The following is an 18351-nucleotide window of genomic DNA, read 5'->3' as shown; positions in this document are numbered from 1 at the left end:
TTTTGGTGAAATTTATTTTTACAATGCGTTGATAAATTGCGCCGTTGTTTTTGCCGCCACTTCATCCGCGCTAACCCCAGGGGCCAGTTCGATTAGTTTAAACGCGCTGTCATGATTATCGCGTTGGAACACGCAAAGGTCGGTAATAATCATATCCACCACATTTTTACCCGTCAGCGGTAAAGTGCATTGCGGGATGAATTTCGGGCTGCCATCCTTGGCATTATGTTCCATCACCACGATGATTTTTTTCACCCCCGCGACAAGGTCCATTGCCCCGCCCATGCCCTTTATCATCTTGCCCGGAATCATCCAATTGGCGATGTCGCCATTTTGCGCCACCTCCATCGCGCCCAATACGGTTAAGTCAATATGCCCGCCGCGTATCATGGCAAAGCTGGCCGCGCTGTCGAAATAGGCGCTTTGCGGCAGTTCGCTAATCGTTTGTTTGCCCGCATTGATTAAATCGGCATCCTCCTCCCCCGCATAGGGGAATGGCCCAATGCCCAACATGCCATTTTCGCTTTGCAATGTCACCTCAACGCCGTGGGGAATATGGTTGGCCACCAAAGTGGGAATGCCAATGCCCAAATTAACATAATAGCCGTCTTTTAATTCCTTTGCAGCGCGCGCTGCCATATCATCTCTTGTCCAGCTCATGCCGCGTCTCTTTCTCTAACCGTGCGAAATTCAATTTGTTTGTCATATGGTGCGCCGACAATCATCCGCTGCACATAAACGCCGGGCAAATGGATGCTATCGGGGTCAAGGCTGCCCACGGGGACAATTTCTTCCACCTCCACCACGCAAATTTTACCACATGTCGCGGCGGGCAGGTTAAAATTACGTGCGGTTTTACGGAAAATTAAATTGCCGCTTTCATCCGCTTTCCATGCCTTTACAATGGCAAGGTCGGCAAAAATCCCGCGTTCCAAAATATAATCTTGGCCGTCAAAATTTTTCACTTCCTTACCCTCAGCCACCTGAGTGCCCACGCCCGTTTTGGTGTAAAATCCAGGAATGCCTGCGCCGCCCGCGCGCATCCGTTCGGCCAAAGTCCCCTGCGGGCAAAATTCAACCTCTAACTCGCCGGCCAAAAATTGCCGTTCAAATTCCTTATTTTCCCCTACATAGCTGGAGATCATCTTTTTCACCTGCCGCGTGCGAAGCAATTTGCCAATGCCTTCATTATCAATGCCTGCATTATTGGAAGCAAAGGTTAATCCTGTAACCCCGCTGTCCCTGATGGCGTCCAACAAACGTTCGGGCAGGCCGCATAGGCCAAAACCGCCGCTGGCGATTAACATATCATTGTGCAGCACGCCTTCCAACGCGGCGGCTGCATTTGGAAAAAGTTTCTTCATAATTTTGCTCGCTCCAATATTTTTTGTGCCGCCTTTAAATGCGGGGCATCGACCATTTGGCCATCCACTTGCAATACACCTGCATTTGGGTTGGTTGTAAAGGCTTCCACAATTGCTATTGCCTTTTCTAATTGCTCTTTTGTCGGTGTAAATGCTTTATTTATTATCGCCACCTGCGCGGGATGAATGGCCATCATGCCGGTAAAGCCATCACGCGCCGCGCGCGCGGCATAGGCGGTCAATCCATCCTCATCCTTTATATTGGGAAAAACAGTGTCAATGGCCGCCGCGCCTGCACTATGCGACGCAAATAGGCATAATGACCGCACCATTTCATATGGCGGGGTATATCGCCCATCCGCCTCGCGTGATGTTGCCGCACCAATGGCGGCGGGTAAATCCTCCGCGCCCCAGCTTATCCCCATTATATCATTGCCGCATTGGCCAAAGCTGCCCAATTCAAACACTCCGCGCGGGGTTTCGGTGGCAATGGGTAAAATGGACGGAAATTCACCTGAGGCGCGAATGGCAGGCATTAAGGAACGCAGCCATTGAACCGATGCCGCCCCCTCCGCCTTGGGCAGGACGATGCCATCGGGCATATGCGGCAATACCGCTTCCAAATCCGCCAATGTCATGCCGCTGCCCATTGGGTTGACGCGCACAAAGCTTTTTACCGTGCCATCATTTTGTTGCAGCCAATTGGCCGCCGCTTCGCGCCCCATTTCTTTGTTGGACAGGGAAACGCTATCTTCCAAATCGATAATGATGGCGTCCGCGCCGCTACCCGCCGCCTTGGCAAAGCGTTCGGGGCGATCGGCGGGAACGAATAATAATGACCGCAAATTCATGACGCCGCCTTTTTCTTTATCAAGGCGCTGCGTTCGCATTGGCAGACAATTTCATCACGTTGATTAATCGCGCGGTGCAAAAATGTAACAATGCCCGCATTGGGGCGTGATTTGCTCTCCTTTAAACCGATAATTTCGCTTTCTGCCCTTAAAGTATCGCCCAAAAATACCGGTTTGGGCATGATAAGTTTATCATAACCCAAATTGGCGACCAACGTGCCCAATGTGGTATCGCCGACGGATAGGCCGACCATCAGGCTGAATGTAAATGTGCCATTGACCAAAATTTGTCCAAATTCGCTGGCCTTTGCGGCCTCCACATCCAAATGCAATGGTTGCGGATTATGCGTCATGGTGGTGAATAATAAATTATCGGTTTCGGTCACCGTGCGGCGAATATCATGCAAAATGGTTTCGCCCATTTGCCATTCATCAAAAAATTTACCCGCCATTATGCTGCATCCTTTGCCGTAATTTTCACCAACAGGGCATCAACCTGAACCTGTCCCCCAATTTGGGCATTTAATGTTTCGACCACCCCATCAAATGGCGCGGTCATGCCATGTTCCATCTTCATCGCCTCTAGGGTGAGGAGTTTCTGCCCCTTTACCACGCTTTGCCCCTCCGCCACATCGACCGAGATAATCTTGCCCGGCATGGGTGATATAATCGCGCCATCACCGCCAGCTGCCTGCCCCGCATTAAATCGCGGCAAGCCAATGGCAAAGCTGTTGCCATTTTTTGTAACCAGCGCCAATGACGGGGAAATTAAGGAAGTATAGATACTCCCCCCAAAATCGGAAATTTTATCCAATTGATAATGGGCCCCATCACACATTAGGTTGATTTTGCTATTGCTGGGCGCGTTTAATCGGAAACCTTCGATCAACTCATTATCCCTGCTATGGTGTGATTGATCGGCATAATTATCGGCCAATGCCCTTGCCGCCTGTCCCAATATTTCCGTATCAGGCGTAGATGCGGGAATAAGCGCATCGCCCCTATCCGCAATAAAGGATGTGGTGACATCACCTGCTTTAAATTCTTCACTATCCATGGCCAAATATAAAAAAGCGCTATTGGATTTTACCGGCCAGACCGCCGTTCCTTCTATGGCATCTAACATCTTATATATCGCGTCTGTGCGATTATCCGCATGGGCGATTAATTTTGAAATCATCGGGTCATAATGGGGGGAGATAAGCGAATTTTCCTCCACCCCGCTATCCACCCGAACCATATCTTCGGGAAGATAATATTGTTCCAACCTACCTACGCTGGGTAAAAATCCTTTCACTGGATCTTCGGCATATAAACGCACCTCTATCGCATGGCCGTCAATGGCCAAATCCTCTTGGCGCAGGGGCAATGGCTCACCACTGGCCACGCGCAACTGCCATTCAACCAAATCAACACCCGTTATTTCCTCGGTCACGGGATGTTCCACCTGCAGACGGGTGTTCATTTCCATGAACCAAATTTTATCCGCGTTAAGGCCGCTTGACCCATCGGCGATAAACTCAATCGTCCCTGCCCCCACATAATCAACCGCCTTGGCCGCCTTTACCGCCGCCGCGCATAATTTTTGCCTTGTTTCCTCATCCATGCCGGGGGCGGGTGCTTCCTCAATCACCTTTTGATGGCGGCGTTGCAGCGAACAATCACGTTCAAATAAATGGACAATATTGCCATGCTTGTCGCCAAAAACCTGCACCTCTATATGGCGCGGGCTTTCAATCCATTTTTCAATCAGCACAATATCATTGCCGAAACTGGCCTTTGCCTCGCGCCGGCAAGATAATAAGGCATCGGCAAAATCGCTCGCCTTTTCAACCTTACGCATCCCCTTGCCGCCGCCGCCGGCCACCGCCTTAATTAAAACGGGATAGCCAATTTCATCTGCCCGTGCGGCCAAAAATTCTGCGTCCTGATTATCGCCCATATATCCAGGCGTAGTCGGCACGCCTGCATCATCCATTAATTTTTTGGCGGCGTCCTTTAACCCCATGGCGGTGATGCTGGCAGGATTTGGACCAACCCAGATTAAACCCTCATCAATAACGCTTTGCGCAAATTCGGCATTTTCGGATAAAAAGCCATAGCCAGGATGGATTGCCTGCGCCCCCGTCTGCTTCGCCGCCGCAATAATTTTATCCCCAACAAGATAGCTTTCCGCCACCGCAGATGGGCCAATATGCACCGCCTCATCCGCCATACGCACATGCAGCGCCCGTGCATCCGCGTCGGAATATACCGCAATCGTCCTGATGCCCATTTTACGCGCGGTGCGAATAATCCGGCATGCAATTTCGCCGCGATTGGCGATGAGGAGGGAGGTAATCATTTTTTCATTCCTGTTATTATTTTACTTGTAATGCTTTTACCAATTCGACCTTGTTTCAAAATCCTTGAATGGATGCGGCATAAATTCATCATGACGGTCGGGCTGTATCATGCAGCTGCTCTATATGTATTTTTCACATAGCCAACTTCGCCGCGTTTTGTGATGAGGAGGGAGGTAATCATGCTAGCACCCACAAAGCCACTTGCCAGACATCACTTTAGTTAAAGAGTCCTTCTCAATTCGGAGCCTTGCCTTTTGGCTGTAGCCGTCATAGCCAGGAATAACTTCACCTCGACCGCTTATTGCTACCTTATAGCTTCCACAATTAAAATCCCCTTCGTTATCATAAAGGTCTTCAAATTCTTGTGTTGAAATCTGGCAGATTTTAGCGTCACCATTTACCCTGAAAATTGCAGTTTCGCTAGAAACAATCAAGTATTCATTTTTGTTCGCAGTAAAGCCACACGAGCACCCCATATCAAGTTTCTCACTATCGCTTGACTTAATTGCGGTAATTAGCAGTTGGATAGGTTTTTCTGGATCGGTCCGCGGTTTAGCAATCGGAATTTCCTCTATCTTTGACTGAATCGACTTAACAGGCTGAGTTACAATCGTGGTTGATGACGGCCGTTCATTCGACTGCTGACCTAGCAAATAAGCGATGAACATACCCGCAAATGCCAAAGAACCAAATAATGAAGGGACAAGCCAATTTGATTGCCTTTTGCATTTTAATTCATTAGACTCTTGAGGTGCAGTTGGTGGAGTTAACAACTTATCTTGATCACGCTTTTCCATCACATCCGAAACACGCCGAATTTAGCGCCCTCCTCAACCGGTGCGTTTAACGCGGCGTCCAATGCAAGCCCCAAAACATCGCGCGTTTGCGCCGGATCAATCACCCCATCATCCCACAGCCGAGCAGTGGCATAATATGGATTGCCCTCATCTTCATATTTTTGGCGAATGGGCGCTTTAAACGCCTCTGTCTCCTCCGCGCTCCATTTATCGGCATCGCGGTGCACGGTGGCAAGTACGCTGGCCGCCTGTTCCCCGCCCATCACCGATATGCGTGCATTGGGCCAAGTGAATAGGAAACGGGGCGAATATGCCCGCCCGCACATGCCATAATTGCCCGCACCGAAACTGCCGCCGATTAACAGCGTTATTTTCGGCACGCGGGCGGTGGCCACGGCGGTCACCAATTTTGCCCCATGTTTGGCAATGCCCTCGGCCTCATATTTACCGCCCACCATGAAACCAGAAATATTTTGCAGGAATAATAAAGGCGTGCCGCGTTGTTGTGCCAATTGAATGAAATGCGCCCCTTTTTGTGCACTTTCGGAAAATAACACACCATTATTGGCCAAAATCGCCACGGGCTTGCCCCAAATATGGGCAAAACCACATACTAAAGTCGTGCCAAAATTTGCCTTAAATTCATGAAATTCACTGCCATCGACAATCCGCGCAATCACTTCATGCACATCATAGGGCGCACGAACATCTGACGGGATGATGCTATATAATTCTTCGGGGTCAAATTTGGGCAGACGCGGCTGTTTTATATCTACATTGGGAATGGCAGCTTTGCCCAAATGCGATATGATGTCGCGCACGATGGTCAATGCATGTTCGTCATTTTCGGCAATATGATCCACCACGCCAGATTTTTTTCCGTGCAGGTCGCCGCCGCCCAAATCCTCCGCGCTTATTTCCTCGCCCGTTGCTGCCTTCACCAATGGCGGGCCGGCCAGAAATATTGTGCCTTGATTACGCACAATCACGGTTTCATCCGACATGGCGGGCACATATGCGCCCCCTGCGGTGCAGCTGCCCATCACACATGCAATTTGGGTAATGCCCATTGCCGACATATTTGCCTGATTAAAGAAAATACGCCCAAAATGCTCCCTATCGGGAAAAACTTCATCCTGATGCGGTAAATTCGCCCCGCCGCTATCCACCAAATAAATACAGGGCAGGCGATTTTCCATGGCGATTTCCTGCGCCCGCAAATGTTTTTTGACTGTCATGGGATAATATGTGCCGCCCTTTACCGTGGCGTCATTGCACAAAATCATCACTTGTCGGCCCGAAACCCTGCCAATTCCGGCGATAAGCGACGCGCCATTCACATCGCCCTCATACATGCCATTGGCCGCAAGCTGCCCAATTTCAAGAAAGGGTGAACCGGGATCAAGCAGGCGCTCCACCCGTTCACGCGGCAATAATTTACCGCGCGATACATGACGCTCTCTTGATTTTTCACTGCCCCCCAATGCGGCCATAGCAACCTTTGCCTGCAAATCATTTTTTAACGCGATATTATGCGCGGCATTGGCAATTGCCTCTTCGCTTTCAAGGACAATTTTACTTCCTAGGACAGGTGCGCTCATCCATTTGCTCCAATTAACTCACGGCCAATTAACATGCGTCTAATCTCATTTGTTCCTGCCCCAATGTCCAGCAATTTTGCATCGCGCATAAAACGTTCCACCGGCCAATCCTTGGTATAACCGGCCCCGCCAAGCGCCTGTATCGCCTCCAACGATACCTTTACCGCATTTTCCGATGCCAATAAAATCGCGCCCGCCGCATCAAAACGCGTGGTTTGATCCGCATCACATGCCTTTGCCACGGCATAGCTATAGGCACGGGCCGATTGCAGCGCGACATACATGTCCGCCACCTTTGCCTGCATCAATTGAAATGTGCCAATGGGCTGGCCAAATTGTTTGCGTTCACGGACATAGGGGATAACCACGTCCAAGCATGCCTGCATAATGCCCAATTGCAAACCAGACAAAACCACCCGTTCATAATCAAGCCCCGACATTAAAACACCCACACCGCCATGGGTGGGTCCCATTAAATTTTCCGCAGGCACAAAACAATCATTAAACACCAATTCCGCCGTGGGCGACCCGCGCATCCCCACCTTGTCAATTTTCTGACCAATGGAAAAACCGTCAAAATCTTTTTCGATTAAAAATGCAGATATGCCGCGCGAACCCGCCTCTGGCGCGGTTTTGGCATATACCACCAACACATCGGCATGGCTGGCATTGGTAATCCAAAATTTTGTGCCGTTTAATATATATCCATTTTGGCCATTTTTGGTGGCGGCATCGGCGCGTAATTTCATCGACACCACGTCACTGCCCGCGCCGGCTTCGCTCATCGCCAATGATCCGACATGCTCGCCAGAAATTAATTTGGGCAGATATTTTGCCTTTTGCTCCGCATTGCCCCAACGGCCAATTTGGTTGACGCATAAATTACTGTGCGCACCATAGGATAAACCAATGGATGCGGAGGCACGGCTTACCTCCTCCACCGCAATAACATGTTCCAAATAACCAAGGCCAAGGCCGCCATCTTCTGCTTTAATGGTGATTCCATGCAGGCCAAGAGCGCCCATTTCGGCCCATAATTCATCGCGCGGAAACCAGTCATCCGCATCAATTTTTGCAGCAAGCGGCATGATTTTGTCATCAGCATATCGGCGCACCAAATTGCGAATTTCATCCGCCATTTCGCCAAGTCCAAAATCAAAATCAGGTGTTGCTATCATCTTATCTGCTCCAAATTACGCTATTTGAAACAGCTTATAGTATATTTTGAAACTATTCCAATGGAGAGTTTAAGAATAGCAAAAATTGCCCCTTAGGACAAAGTCTTACCATGTGGCGCAATTTGCGCTTAAACGTGGATATGAATTTATGCCCCGATTTTTGACATAAATATACCCTTTGGGACGTGGCCCAAAAAATTATCGGATATAATGGGAGGTGGTTCGTGGTGCGGGCGGGGGGACTCGAACCCCCACGAGCAAATGCTCAACGGATTTTCTTACCTACTACGGCTTTCGCCGCTGTGATTGCTCCTTTAAAAAAAAAGAAGCCACCACATTTGTGGTCTGGACTATCCCTTCATCATGGCGGAAAGATTATACTCCCCGCTTTAGATGCTGCCCGTCTAGTCTCTACACCTTCCCCACTTTCATGAGGCTTGGCTCGGGATTACCATTTTACAGGCTTCCCCGAATTTGAGCAGTTCTACGTCCCTCATTTCCAAGGGCGCACTCAATTTTTATGTGTCTAAGTCCGTAGCGTCTACCATTCCGCCACGCCCGCAATCCACATGCGCGCTATATTCGAAGATGGCGCGAAGTCCAATAAAAATTACACAAAAATGAAAAGTTTTTTAAGCAGCCTAAAAAAAACTGCTTAAATCACATCAATCATTTAATTTTTCGCGAATTTCTTTACCGGGCTTAAAATGCGGGACCGACTTTGCCGGCACGTCCACACTTTCGCCCGTACGTGGGTTGCGGCCCTTGCGCGCTTCGCGCTGGCGGGTTGAAAATGCACCAAATCCGCGCAATTCCACACGGCCACCATCGGCCAATTTCTGTGTTATTTGATTAAAAAACACATCAACAATTTTTTCTACTTCGTCATTTTTTAGACCGGGATTTTCATCCTCTACTAATTTTACAAGTTCTGACCTAATCATTTCTCAGTTCCTCTATGCGCTTTATATTTTTCTATTTGAGGGCTTTACCTTACTTACTATCGTGAAAGTAACAAATTTTTTTACATTTGACAAATATTAGTTTGCCAAGGCAACCACTGTCTTAAATTAAGACAATATGAAAAAGGCCGCCCTAATTTATAGGAACGGCCTTTGTCTAAATTATTTTATATTTCAATCGATTCGGCGAATCAATCCTTGGTTTTTTTAAGGGCTGCGCCCAAAATATCGCCAAGGCTTGCACCTGAATCTGATGAACCATATTGCTCAACAGCTTGCTTCTCTTCGGCCAATTGTAGCGCCTTTACAGAGAAATTAGGTTTCTTCGAACGGTCAAAACCAATAACCATTGCGTCAAGTTTTTGTCCATTTTGGAAACGATCAGGACGTTGCTCATCACGATCACGGCCAAGGTCGGTACGTTTGATGAAACCAGTTGCTCCATCTTCACCAACTTGCACTTCAAGCCCGCCATCACGAACCTCAAGAACGGTAACCGTTGCAGTCGCACCTTTCTTAAGACCCGAAGTATCAGCAGCACCTGCAGCGGCTGGCGCACCTTTTTCAAGCTGCTTAATGCCCAAAGAAATACGTTCCTTTTCAGCATCAATGTCAAGAACCACAGCCTTCACCATTTCGCCCTTGCGGTGCAGGTGAAGCGCGTCTTCGCCGCTAATGCCCCATGCGATGTCTGACATGTGGACCATGCCGTCAACATCACCGTCAAGTCCGATGAACAAACCAAATTCGGTGGCGTTTTTAACTTCGCCTTCAACTTCGGTGCCCACAGGGAATTTTTGTGAGAATGCTTCCCATGGATTATCTTGAGCTTGTTTCAGGCCAAGTGAAATGCGGCGTTTGTCCAAATCAACGTCCAAAACAACAACATCAACTTCTTGGCTGGTGGAAACAATTTTACCAGGATGTACATTTTTCTTGGTCCAGCTCATTTCTGAAACATGGACAAGACCTTCAATGCCAGCTTCCAATTCAATGAATGCGCCATATTCGGTGATGTTGGTGACAGCACCGCTTAAACGTGCGCCAACAGGATATTTCGCAATTGCGCCCTCCCATGGATCGCTTTCAAGCTGCTTCATGCCAAGTGAAATACGCTGTGTGTCGCGGTTGATGCGAACGATTTGCACCTTCACTGTATCGCCAATGGCAATAATTTCGCTTGGGTGGTTGATACGCTTATAGCTGATGTCGGTAACATGGAGCAGGCCATCAATGCCGCCCAAGTCAACAAATGCACCATAATCGGTGATGTTTTTAACAACACCCTCGGTTACTTGACCCTCGGTCAATGATTGGATGAGGCCGCTGCGTTGTTCTGCGCGGGTTTCTTCCAAAATGGCGCGGCGTGAAACAACGATATTCCCACGGCGACGATCCATTTTCAAAATGACGAAAGGCTGGGCAATATCCATCAATGGGCCAACATCGCGCACGGGGCGCACATCAACTTGGCTGCCGGGCAAAAATGCCACTGCGCCGCCCAAATCAACGGTAAAGCCACCTTTTACGCGGCCAAAAATAATGCCATCAACGCGGTTTTCAGCTTCAAATTCGCCTTCCAACTTATCCCAAGCAGCTTCGCGGCGCGCACGATCGTGCGACAACATGGCTTCGCCATTTACATTTTCGATGCGATCAACGAAAACTTCGACTTCGTCGCCAACATTTAATTCTGTTTTCTTACCTGGGGTAGAAAATTCGCGTAAAGGAACGCGGCCCTCTGATTTAAGGCCAACGTCGATAACCGCATGATCATTTTCGATCAGGGTCACTGTGCCTTTTACTACGCGGCCTTCGAAACCGCCATCCGCGCCGCCAAGCGCGTCATTTAACATTGCTTCAAAATCGTCCCTCGTGGGGGTAGGCGAACTTGCCATATAAAAATTCCTTACATAAATGTTTTTTCTGGCCAACCGGTTGGTTCCGGTGGTCTTTGACCAAAATATCCCGGTGGCCGAATGCCGCCGAAATATTCAACATAAAATCACACCATGACCGATATATATGCATGACAAAATTTCGTGGCCGCCCATCATGCCAGTTTGCCGATGGTCGTCACGAAAAAATCATCATCGATTGGTGTGATAAATCTATAAAAAAATTATACCGCGCCGTTCAATATATCGTCCACCATTGCAATTGCACGCTGAACGGCTGCGTCTATAGCGAGATTGCTTGTATCTAGCAAGTGTGCATCGTCTGCCATGATCAGCGGCGCGGCCGCACGGCCAATGTCGCGTTCATCCCTTTTTATAATATCGGCCAAAATATCATCATAAACCACATCTGCGCCATGCCGCATCATTTCATCAAAGCGCCGTTTTGCGCGGGTTTCGGGTGATGCTGTGATAAATAATTTCGCATCAGCATCCGGCGCGATGACCGTGCCAATATCGCGACCATCCAATAATGCGCCGCCAATTTGATGCGCAAAATCCCGCTGCCTTTGATCCAATGCACGGCGAACATCGACATGAACCGACACCCGACTCGCAAAACCGCCAATATGCTCACTGCGCAAAATCGGGTCGTTCAACAATGCCTCATCAAAATAACAGGCGGCCAATGCATCCGATATATTATCCGGATTGCCGCCATTTATTTCAACCTGACGCCCAACCGCACGGTAAAGCAACCCCGTGTCCAAATGGGGCAGGCCATAATGCGCGGAAAGTGCCTTTGCTATTGTGCCTTTGCCAGAGGCTGTTGGACCATCAACCGCAATAATCATGTGAAATGATATGCATCCATACGGGCAGAAATTAATTGATTATTGGAATCAAATAATAGGGTGAACCACCCCTCCCCCATCTCTGCCCCACATGAAGAAATTCCGTCACCCTGCCCCGCTTCATCCGCAGACAAGCAGGTCATTTTAGCATCGGGCAGGAATTTTTGCACATTGGCCACTACATTATCTTTATCCCGCGCCTTGCCAATTCCCAATGCCCGTATTTCTTTACCGTTAAAATTTTTGGTCGATACAGATTTGACCACCAAAATCATATCATCATCCCAAAAATAATGTTCCACCATATTTTGGTCGAAAAAGCCGCAATCATTGCGGTAATCCGCCATGCTATGGCATTCCGGACCTTGAACAATGGTCAAATCCTCTTTGATATCTTCAAATTTTGCCTCCCATGCATAGGTGGAAAAGCTAAACAATGCCTTTTCCGCCATTGCGGCCTCCGCCTTTGAAATAACAAATTCATCCTGCGCCATATTATGCGCATATGCACCCGAACCATTATTAAGCGCCGCAAAGCCAAAAAATGACAAAGCCATCAAAGTTATAAATTTTCTTTTCATATCCAATATCCTAAAATAATATTCATATATTAAATCTGGTAAAATGAACCCGCCATTTACTGCTTTGCCGCATTATTTTTGCGGCGTTCAATCAACGCCTTTGCTATGCCAAATGTTGCAATTGCCATCCAAATTATTTCCAAAACCATGGTGGGCAAATTGAAATTCACCGTCAAAGATATGGTCAATAATGCCGCGCCAATAAGGTTCAGGATATTAAACAATAAAACATTCATGGCCTTTGTTACATTGCTATAGGCAAAGGCAGCGACAATAAAGAAGCTACCCACAAATCCAATAATATCGGCGGCGAAACTGGAAATATACTCACCCATTTGCCAATTCCTCCATCATTTTTTCAAATGTCGGAAAGCTGGTCGCGATGGGTGATATATCATCAACGGCAACAGGATTGAGGCAATTTTGCCCCGCCACGGCAAAGCTCATCGCGATGCGGTGGTCCAACGCACTATTTATCATTGCGCCGCCAGCCAATGCTTCGCCATCACTACCATCGATGATAAGGCCGTCCTCAACTTCTTTCACCCGTGCGCCAATGGCAGCCAATCCTGCGGCCATCAATGCCAAACGATCGCTTTCCTTGACCCGCAATTCGTCAAGCCCGCTGGTCATGGTGCGTCCTTTTGCCATGCTGGCCGCGACAAAGAATATCGGGAATTCATCAATCATGCTGGGGGCAATTTCCGGCGGGACGTCGATACCGCTAAGCGATGAATATTTTGCAATAATATCTGCTACTGGTTCACCGCCCACTTCGCGTTCATTTACAAATGTTAAATCAGCGCCCATTTCAATCAACATTTTGTAAATGCCGGTGCGGGTTGGGTTCATCCCCACATTGGTCACACGGACCTCGCTTCCCGGGGTGATTAACGCCGCCACAACCGGAAATGCCGCCGAAGATGGATCGCCCGGCACATCGATATTTTGCGGCTTTAACTCAGCCTCTCCGCGCACAAAAATATGCCGCGTGCCATCTTCATCCTGCTCCACCTTTAAATCTGCGCCAAATCCGCGCAACATCCTCTCACTATGATCGCGGGTGGCGATGGGCTCAATAATCTCGCTTACCCCTGATATGTTCAGCGCGGCCAACATCATGGCGGATTTCACCTGAGCAGAGGCAATAGGCAGGCGATATTGAATGGGCGCAGCGCCAATTACCCCTTTTACCGTCATGGGCAGATAATCGCCATTAGTACCGGAAAATTGCGCACCAATTTGCGATAATGGCACCGAAACACGCCCCATGGGCCGTTTAGACAGGCTATCATCCCCAATGAAAATTGTATCAATGGCATGGCTGGCCACCAAACCCATCAACAAACGGGCCGATGTACCGCTATTGCCCATATCAAGCGGCGTTGTAGGCTGTAACAAACTGCCCACACCCACACCATCAATATGCCAAATGCCATCATCGCCGCGCTCTATCCTTGCGCCCATGGCACGCAGCGCTGCGGCGGTGGACAGGACATCCTCTCCCTCCAACAAACCGGAAACCTGGCTATGGCCCACGGCCAATGCGCTAAACATTAACGAACGATGCGAAATACTTTTATCGCCCGGCACCTTTACCGTGCCAGATAATGGCCCCGATCCAATAAATTCCCGTGGGATAGGGTGAACATCGCTCATAACTTTACTTTCAATGAAAAATTTCTTTGCTGCCTCGCTTTGCAGCCTTGATAAATTATCGTCAAGCCATCAAAATAGTAAGACAGTTTTTGACAGCGGCACGAAAGCATGGCAAGGGCGGCAAAATTTTATAATAGCATGTGTCACATTTTTTAATATGAGTCGCACGCGAAACATATGTGCAAGCCTTAAACAAAGAAGGCTTAAATATAAAAGGTTTAAAAGGATAAGGACATATTATGGTAAAAGCTGAATGGGGAACCAAAAGAACCTGCCCAAAATGCGGCACGCGCTTTTACGATTTGGGCAATGAAGAACCAATCGAATGCATTGAATGCGGCGAAAAATGGCATGCAGAGCCTGTTTTGAAATCAAAACAACCAATGCCATTTGAAGAAGATAAGAAAAAAGACGATGCCGATTTGGCTGATGATGATTTGGACATTGATGTAGATAGCGTCGATGATGATGATTCGCCGGACAATGATGTCGATTTGGGCACGGATGATGATATCGGCGTGACCAAAACCGACGATGACGATAATAAAGACGATAATTGATAAAGTTGCGGGCCAATCCGCAATAAAAATAATAAAAAATGGTGTAGTGCGCATTTCGCGCTTGCAATTATATAGCGGCTCGGTTTAGACGCGCTGCACCAATAACCAACAATATGTTGGTTCTAATGGGGCCTTAGCTCAGCTGGTAGAGCGCTACACTGGCAGTGTAGAGGTCAGGGGTTCGACTCCCCTAGGCTCCACCATTATTCTATAAATAAAGGCAGCCCGCTCCTCCTGGCACATTAGAGGTCAGGGGTTCGGGGAGTTTTATTATCTCCTTGGCCTAGGCTCCAATATTTTCTTTTATTCTAAAAATATGCTCCGCCTGCGGGGAGTTTTATTTTCTCCTTGGCCTAGGCTCCAATATTTTTAATCTCAAATTGCAAATTTTGCATCCTTAAATGTTAAAATTCATATGGCCTTGTGGCTTAAAACAACCTAGGCTTAAAAAATTATGATGGATTGTTCAGAATGTGTTGTGCGAAATCGCGCCATTTGCGCCGGACTAAACCCCGATGAACTTGCGATATTGTCCAATATGGGTCACAAAAAAACATTAAAAGCTGGCGATATTTTATTGTGGGAGGGTGAGGCATCCGTCATCGTCGCCAATATATTAAACGGCGTTTTGAAACTTTCCACCAATAATGAAAATGGTGACGAACAAATTGTCGGCATATTATTTGAATCGGAATTTGTGGGCCGCCCATTTGGCACAAAAAACCCCTTTACCATCACCGCAGTAACCGACACAAAATTATGTGTTTTTGGGCGTAGTGATTTTGAACAATTTTCCGCAAGCCATCCCGATTTGCAACAAAAATTGCTGGAACAATCATTAAACGGGTTGGACCAAACCCGCCATTGGCTTGCCATGTTGGGCCATAAAAGCGCCAGCGCAAAAATTGCGACATTTTTATTGGTTCTCTCTGAACGTCTGGCTGCCAATAATTGCAAAAGCGAGGCATTTTTGGACGATTTCATCCTGCCTTTTGACAGGCAGCAAATTGCCAATATTTTGGGTTTAACCATTGAAACGACCAGCCGGCAACTATCCCGCATGCGCAATGACGGTGTTATCGACCTGCCCACGCGGCGAAAAGTGGTTATAAATGATCGTTATGCGATGGAGGCATTGGCAGGTTAATCCCATAACCAGCCAACGCCCACTCACCACCCATTAAAAGCGATAAGCCACCCCAGCGCTTATCACCCATGGATCCAATTTGTGCCGCGTTTCAAGTACTTTATTATTCCCCACAAACCAGCTGGCATCAGTTTTCAGAAAATATCTTTTGGCATCCAACGACATGCTCAACCCATTTTCATTTAAAGGCAGGTCAAAACCCGTTTGCAAGGCAAAGCCAAGACTGTCATCCAATTTCACTTTATTTGCGCCAAGAGTTTTCGTCGTCGCGCCGGATTTTTCCCCTAAAAATAAGAAATAGCTCGGCCCTGCGCCAACATATGGTTTGAACCCTTTGCCATCACCAAAATGATATTTTACCGTCAAAGTGGCCGGAATAATTTTCGCATTTGACACCGCCTCTGCGCCCGCAAATCCATCCACACCATCAACATCATGTTGGGTCACGCCAGCAATTGTTTCAATTGAAATATTGTCCGCCGCAAAATATTCAACAACAATGGTCGGCACGACATTGTCATTGGCCTTTGTCTGGCTGTTCATTGGAAGACCAACATTGTCCAATTTAACTTTGGTGATTTTACCATCGGGAATAACATAAGTGGCCAGTAATTTAATCTGCACATCGCCAGCCCCCGTCTCTGTGCCTATTTGCGCCTGAGCCTCTGGTGAAAAACTACTAAATACCAAAATTCCAAATGACATAAAAAACGCTTTATTCATAACATACTCCTTTTGAACAAGGCGCTATCTGCCATGAAAAAAATCTGCCTGCATTGATATAGGGCAAGGATATTTTTGACATAGATCAATGAAATCAAATTTTACCTGTTTCATATTCCCCATATTCAACATGGCATAAAGCCGTGAAGAACAGGGAAGAATATCATGGATAAATTGGTTTTCCGCGCGGGCGGATGGATGGTGTTGGCTTTTTTCGCAGTCATTGCAATGGCATTGGCGGTGGATGGGCCATTTGCAGTGCATATGGGAATTGTTGCCGCGACATGCCTGTTAATCATGTGGTTGATAATATCAAAGGCGGATTATGGCGCACTGGCGCGCGGTGCATTAAAAATGCCTGCTAATGAGGGGGTCTATGATGATGACCTTATCCGCCTTGGCGTGATTGCCACATTATTTTGGGGACTGGCGGGCATGACAGCAGGATTATATATCGCCAGCCAGCTTGCCTTTCCTGCGTTGAACCTGAATTCAGAATATATCAGCTTTGGTCGATTGCGTCCGCTGCACACATCGGCTGTTATTTTTGCCTTTGGAGGCAATGCGTTAATCGCGACGAGTTTTTACGTCGTGCAACGCACTTGCCGGGCGAGGCTCGCCTTCCCTGACCTCGCCCGCTTTGTTTTTTGGGGGTATCAGCTATTTATTGTGTTGGCAGCCACGGGATATTTAATGGGTGTAACCGCCGCCAAAGAATATGCCGAACCCGAATGGTATGTTGATATTTGGCTCACCATTGTGTGGGTGGCATATTTAATCGTTTTTGTTGGCACATTGGTAAAACGTAATGAACCACATATTTATGTCGCCAATTGGTTCTATCTGGCATTTATTATCACCATTGCCATGTTGCATCTGGTCAATAATCTTTCCATGCCGGCCAGTATTTTTGGTTCAAAAAGCTATGCCGCCTTTGCCGGGGTTCAAGATGCGCTGACCCAATGGTGGTATGGCCATAATGCGGTGGGATTTTTCCTTACCGCCGGATTTTTGGCGATGATGTATTATTTTGTGCCAAAACAGGCCGAACGTCCGGTATATAGCTATCGGCTGTCCATCATCCATTTTTGGTCGTTAATATTCCTGTATATATGGGCCGGTCCGCACCATTTGCATTACACAGCATTGCCCGATTGGGCACAAACATTGGGCATGGTATTTTCCATTGTGTTATGGATGCCAAGCTGGGGCGGCATGATTAACGGTTTAATGACATTAAATGGCGCATGGGAAAAAATCCGCACCGACCCGATTATCCGCATGATGGTGATGGCGCTTGCCTTTTATGGGATGAGCACATTTGAAGGGCCGATGATGTCGATTAAATGGGTCAATTCCATGTCGCATTATACCGATTGGACGGTGGGCCATGTGCATAGCGGCGCATTGGGATGGAATGGCATGATTACCTTTGCCTGCCTATATTATCTGGTCCCCCGCCTTTGGGGTCGGCCACGTTTATATTCGCTGCGCATGATTAACTGGCATTTCTGGCTCGCCACCATTGGCATTGTTTTTTACGCAGCATCCATGTGGGTTGCAGGCATTATGCAAGGGTTGATGTGGCGCGAATATGGAGCAGATGGATATTTGGTTTATTCCTTCGTTGAATCGGTAACCGCCATGTTCCCCATGTATGTCATCCGTGCATTGGGCGGGGCAATGTATCTGGCCGGATTTATCATCATGATAATCAATGTGTGGAAAACATTGTTGGGGCAAATCAGGGACGAAAAACCCATGACGGAAACCCCATATGAGGCCGCAACCGACCGCCCCATCATCACCGCCGTTCCTGCAGAATAAGGAG

Annotated in this window: 18 protein-coding genes and 1 tRNA gene; 4 read left to right on the top strand and 15 right to left on the bottom strand. The window is 47.9% G+C overall.

The genetic code is table 11. The annotated features are described in order from the left end of the window. Window positions 1-18 precede the first annotated feature (18 nt). The 14 genes from LPB140_RS02830 to aroA form a co-directional block, all read right to left on the bottom strand. Entirely contained in the window at window positions 19-660 is a 642-nt protein-coding gene (locus tag LPB140_RS02830) for a CoA transferase subunit B (protein WP_072558582.1), read from the bottom strand. Beyond that, window positions 657-1364, bottom strand: a complete 708-nt coding sequence (locus LPB140_RS02825) for a CoA transferase subunit A (protein WP_072558581.1) — start codon at window positions 1362-1364, stop codon at window positions 657-659. Before LPB140_RS02825 ends, LPB140_RS02830 begins: the two co-directional genes overlap by 4 nt. After that, complete coding sequence (locus tag LPB140_RS02820; RefSeq protein ID WP_072558580.1) at window positions 1361-2215, bottom strand: HpcH/HpaI aldolase/citrate lyase family protein; 855 nt, start codon at window positions 2213-2215, stop codon at window positions 1361-1363. Before LPB140_RS02820 ends, LPB140_RS02825 begins: the two co-directional genes overlap by 4 nt. Further along, complete coding sequence (locus tag LPB140_RS02815; protein ID WP_072558579.1) at window positions 2212-2667, bottom strand: MaoC family dehydratase; 456 nt, start codon at window positions 2665-2667, stop codon at window positions 2212-2214. The genes LPB140_RS02820 and LPB140_RS02815 overlap by 4 nt, the downstream gene beginning before the upstream one ends. Next, on the bottom strand, window positions 2667-4559 hold the full coding sequence (locus tag LPB140_RS02810) for an acetyl/propionyl/methylcrotonyl-CoA carboxylase subunit alpha (protein WP_072558578.1): 1893 nt from the start codon (window positions 4557-4559) through the stop codon (window positions 2667-2669). The genes LPB140_RS02815 and LPB140_RS02810 overlap by 1 nt, the downstream gene beginning before the upstream one ends. Before the next feature lie 183 nt (window positions 4560-4742). Beyond that, window positions 4743-5357 carry a hypothetical protein gene (locus tag LPB140_RS02805; protein WP_072558577.1) on the bottom strand — a complete coding sequence of 205 codons (615 nt, stop codon included), beginning with the start codon at window positions 5355-5357 and terminating at the stop codon, window positions 4743-4745. Then, a complete protein-coding gene (locus tag LPB140_RS02800; protein WP_072558576.1) occupies window positions 5357-6958 on the bottom strand; it encodes a carboxyl transferase domain-containing protein in 1602 nt (533 codons plus the stop codon). Before LPB140_RS02800 ends, LPB140_RS02805 begins: the two co-directional genes overlap by 1 nt. Then, the gene (locus LPB140_RS02795) at window positions 6955-8136 is read right to left on the bottom strand and encodes an acyl-CoA dehydrogenase family protein (RefSeq protein ID WP_072558575.1); all 1182 of its coding nucleotides are present in this window, start codon (window positions 8134-8136) and stop codon (window positions 6955-6957) included. The genes LPB140_RS02800 and LPB140_RS02795 overlap by 4 nt, the downstream gene beginning before the upstream one ends. A gap of 665 nt (window positions 8137-8801) precedes the next feature. Continuing rightward, window positions 8802-9080, bottom strand: coding sequence for an integration host factor subunit beta (locus LPB140_RS02790; protein ID WP_072558574.1), 279 nt, complete (start codon window positions 9078-9080; stop codon window positions 8802-8804). Between the two features lie 209 nt (window positions 9081-9289). Next, window positions 9290-10996 carry a 30S ribosomal protein S1 gene (gene rpsA, locus LPB140_RS02785; RefSeq protein ID WP_072558573.1) on the bottom strand — a complete coding sequence of 569 codons (1707 nt, stop codon included), beginning with the start codon at window positions 10994-10996 and terminating at the stop codon, window positions 9290-9292. Between the two features lie 224 nt (window positions 10997-11220). Further along, entirely contained in the window at window positions 11221-11850 is a 630-nt protein-coding gene (locus LPB140_RS02780) for a (d)CMP kinase (RefSeq protein ID WP_072558572.1), read from the bottom strand. Further along, window positions 11847-12431 carry a hypothetical protein gene (locus LPB140_RS12495; RefSeq protein ID WP_072558571.1) on the bottom strand — a complete coding sequence of 195 codons (585 nt, stop codon included), beginning with the start codon at window positions 12429-12431 and terminating at the stop codon, window positions 11847-11849. The genes LPB140_RS02780 and LPB140_RS12495 overlap by 4 nt, the downstream gene beginning before the upstream one ends. A gap of 56 nt (window positions 12432-12487) precedes the next feature. Beyond that, window positions 12488-12766 (bottom strand): CBU_0592 family membrane protein, encoded by a 279-nt coding sequence (locus LPB140_RS02770; RefSeq protein WP_198024149.1) that lies wholly within the window; start codon window positions 12764-12766, stop codon window positions 12488-12490. After that, a complete protein-coding gene (gene aroA / locus LPB140_RS02765; RefSeq protein ID WP_072558570.1) occupies window positions 12759-14090 on the bottom strand; it encodes a 3-phosphoshikimate 1-carboxyvinyltransferase in 1332 nt (443 codons plus the stop codon). Before aroA ends, LPB140_RS02770 begins: the two co-directional genes overlap by 8 nt. A gap of 239 nt (window positions 14091-14329) precedes the next feature. On the opposite strand from aroA, the gene LPB140_RS02760 reads away from it, so the two are divergent. The 3 genes from LPB140_RS02760 (at window position 14330) to LPB140_RS02750 (ending at window position 15797) form a co-directional block, all read left to right on the top strand. Next, window positions 14330-14650, top strand: a complete 321-nt coding sequence (locus LPB140_RS02760; protein ID WP_072558569.1) for an FYDLN acid domain-containing protein — start codon at window positions 14330-14332, stop codon at window positions 14648-14650. A 127-nt stretch (window positions 14651-14777) separates the two neighbouring features. Beyond that, window positions 14778-14853 (top strand) — tRNA-Ala (locus LPB140_RS02755). Window positions 14854-15104: 251 nt separating this feature from the next. Then, window positions 15105-15797, top strand: a complete 693-nt coding sequence (locus LPB140_RS02750) for a Crp/Fnr family transcriptional regulator (RefSeq protein WP_072558568.1) — start codon at window positions 15105-15107, stop codon at window positions 15795-15797. Window positions 15798-15830: 33 nt separating this feature from the next. Here the strand turns inward: LPB140_RS02750 and LPB140_RS02745 are convergent, their stop codons facing one another. After that, window positions 15831-16520 (bottom strand): OmpW/AlkL family protein, encoded by a 690-nt coding sequence (locus tag LPB140_RS02745; RefSeq protein WP_072558567.1) that lies wholly within the window; start codon window positions 16518-16520, stop codon window positions 15831-15833. A gap of 165 nt (window positions 16521-16685) precedes the next feature. Here LPB140_RS02745 and ccoN point away from each other — a divergent pair, with 165 nt between their 5' ends. Next, window positions 16686-18347: a cytochrome-c oxidase, cbb3-type subunit I gene (ccoN, locus tag LPB140_RS02740; RefSeq protein ID WP_072558566.1), complete on the top strand. Its 1662-nt coding sequence runs from the start codon at window positions 16686-16688 to the stop codon at window positions 18345-18347. Window positions 18348-18351 lie beyond the last annotated feature (4 nt).

This window comes from Sphingorhabdus lutea (assembly GCF_001889025.1).
Classification (GTDB): Bacteria; Pseudomonadota; Alphaproteobacteria; order Sphingomonadales; family Sphingomonadaceae; genus Sphingorhabdus_B; species Sphingorhabdus_B lutea.
Note: the sequence above shows the minus strand (reverse complement) of the source record. Positions and strands in the feature narration are given on the sequence as shown.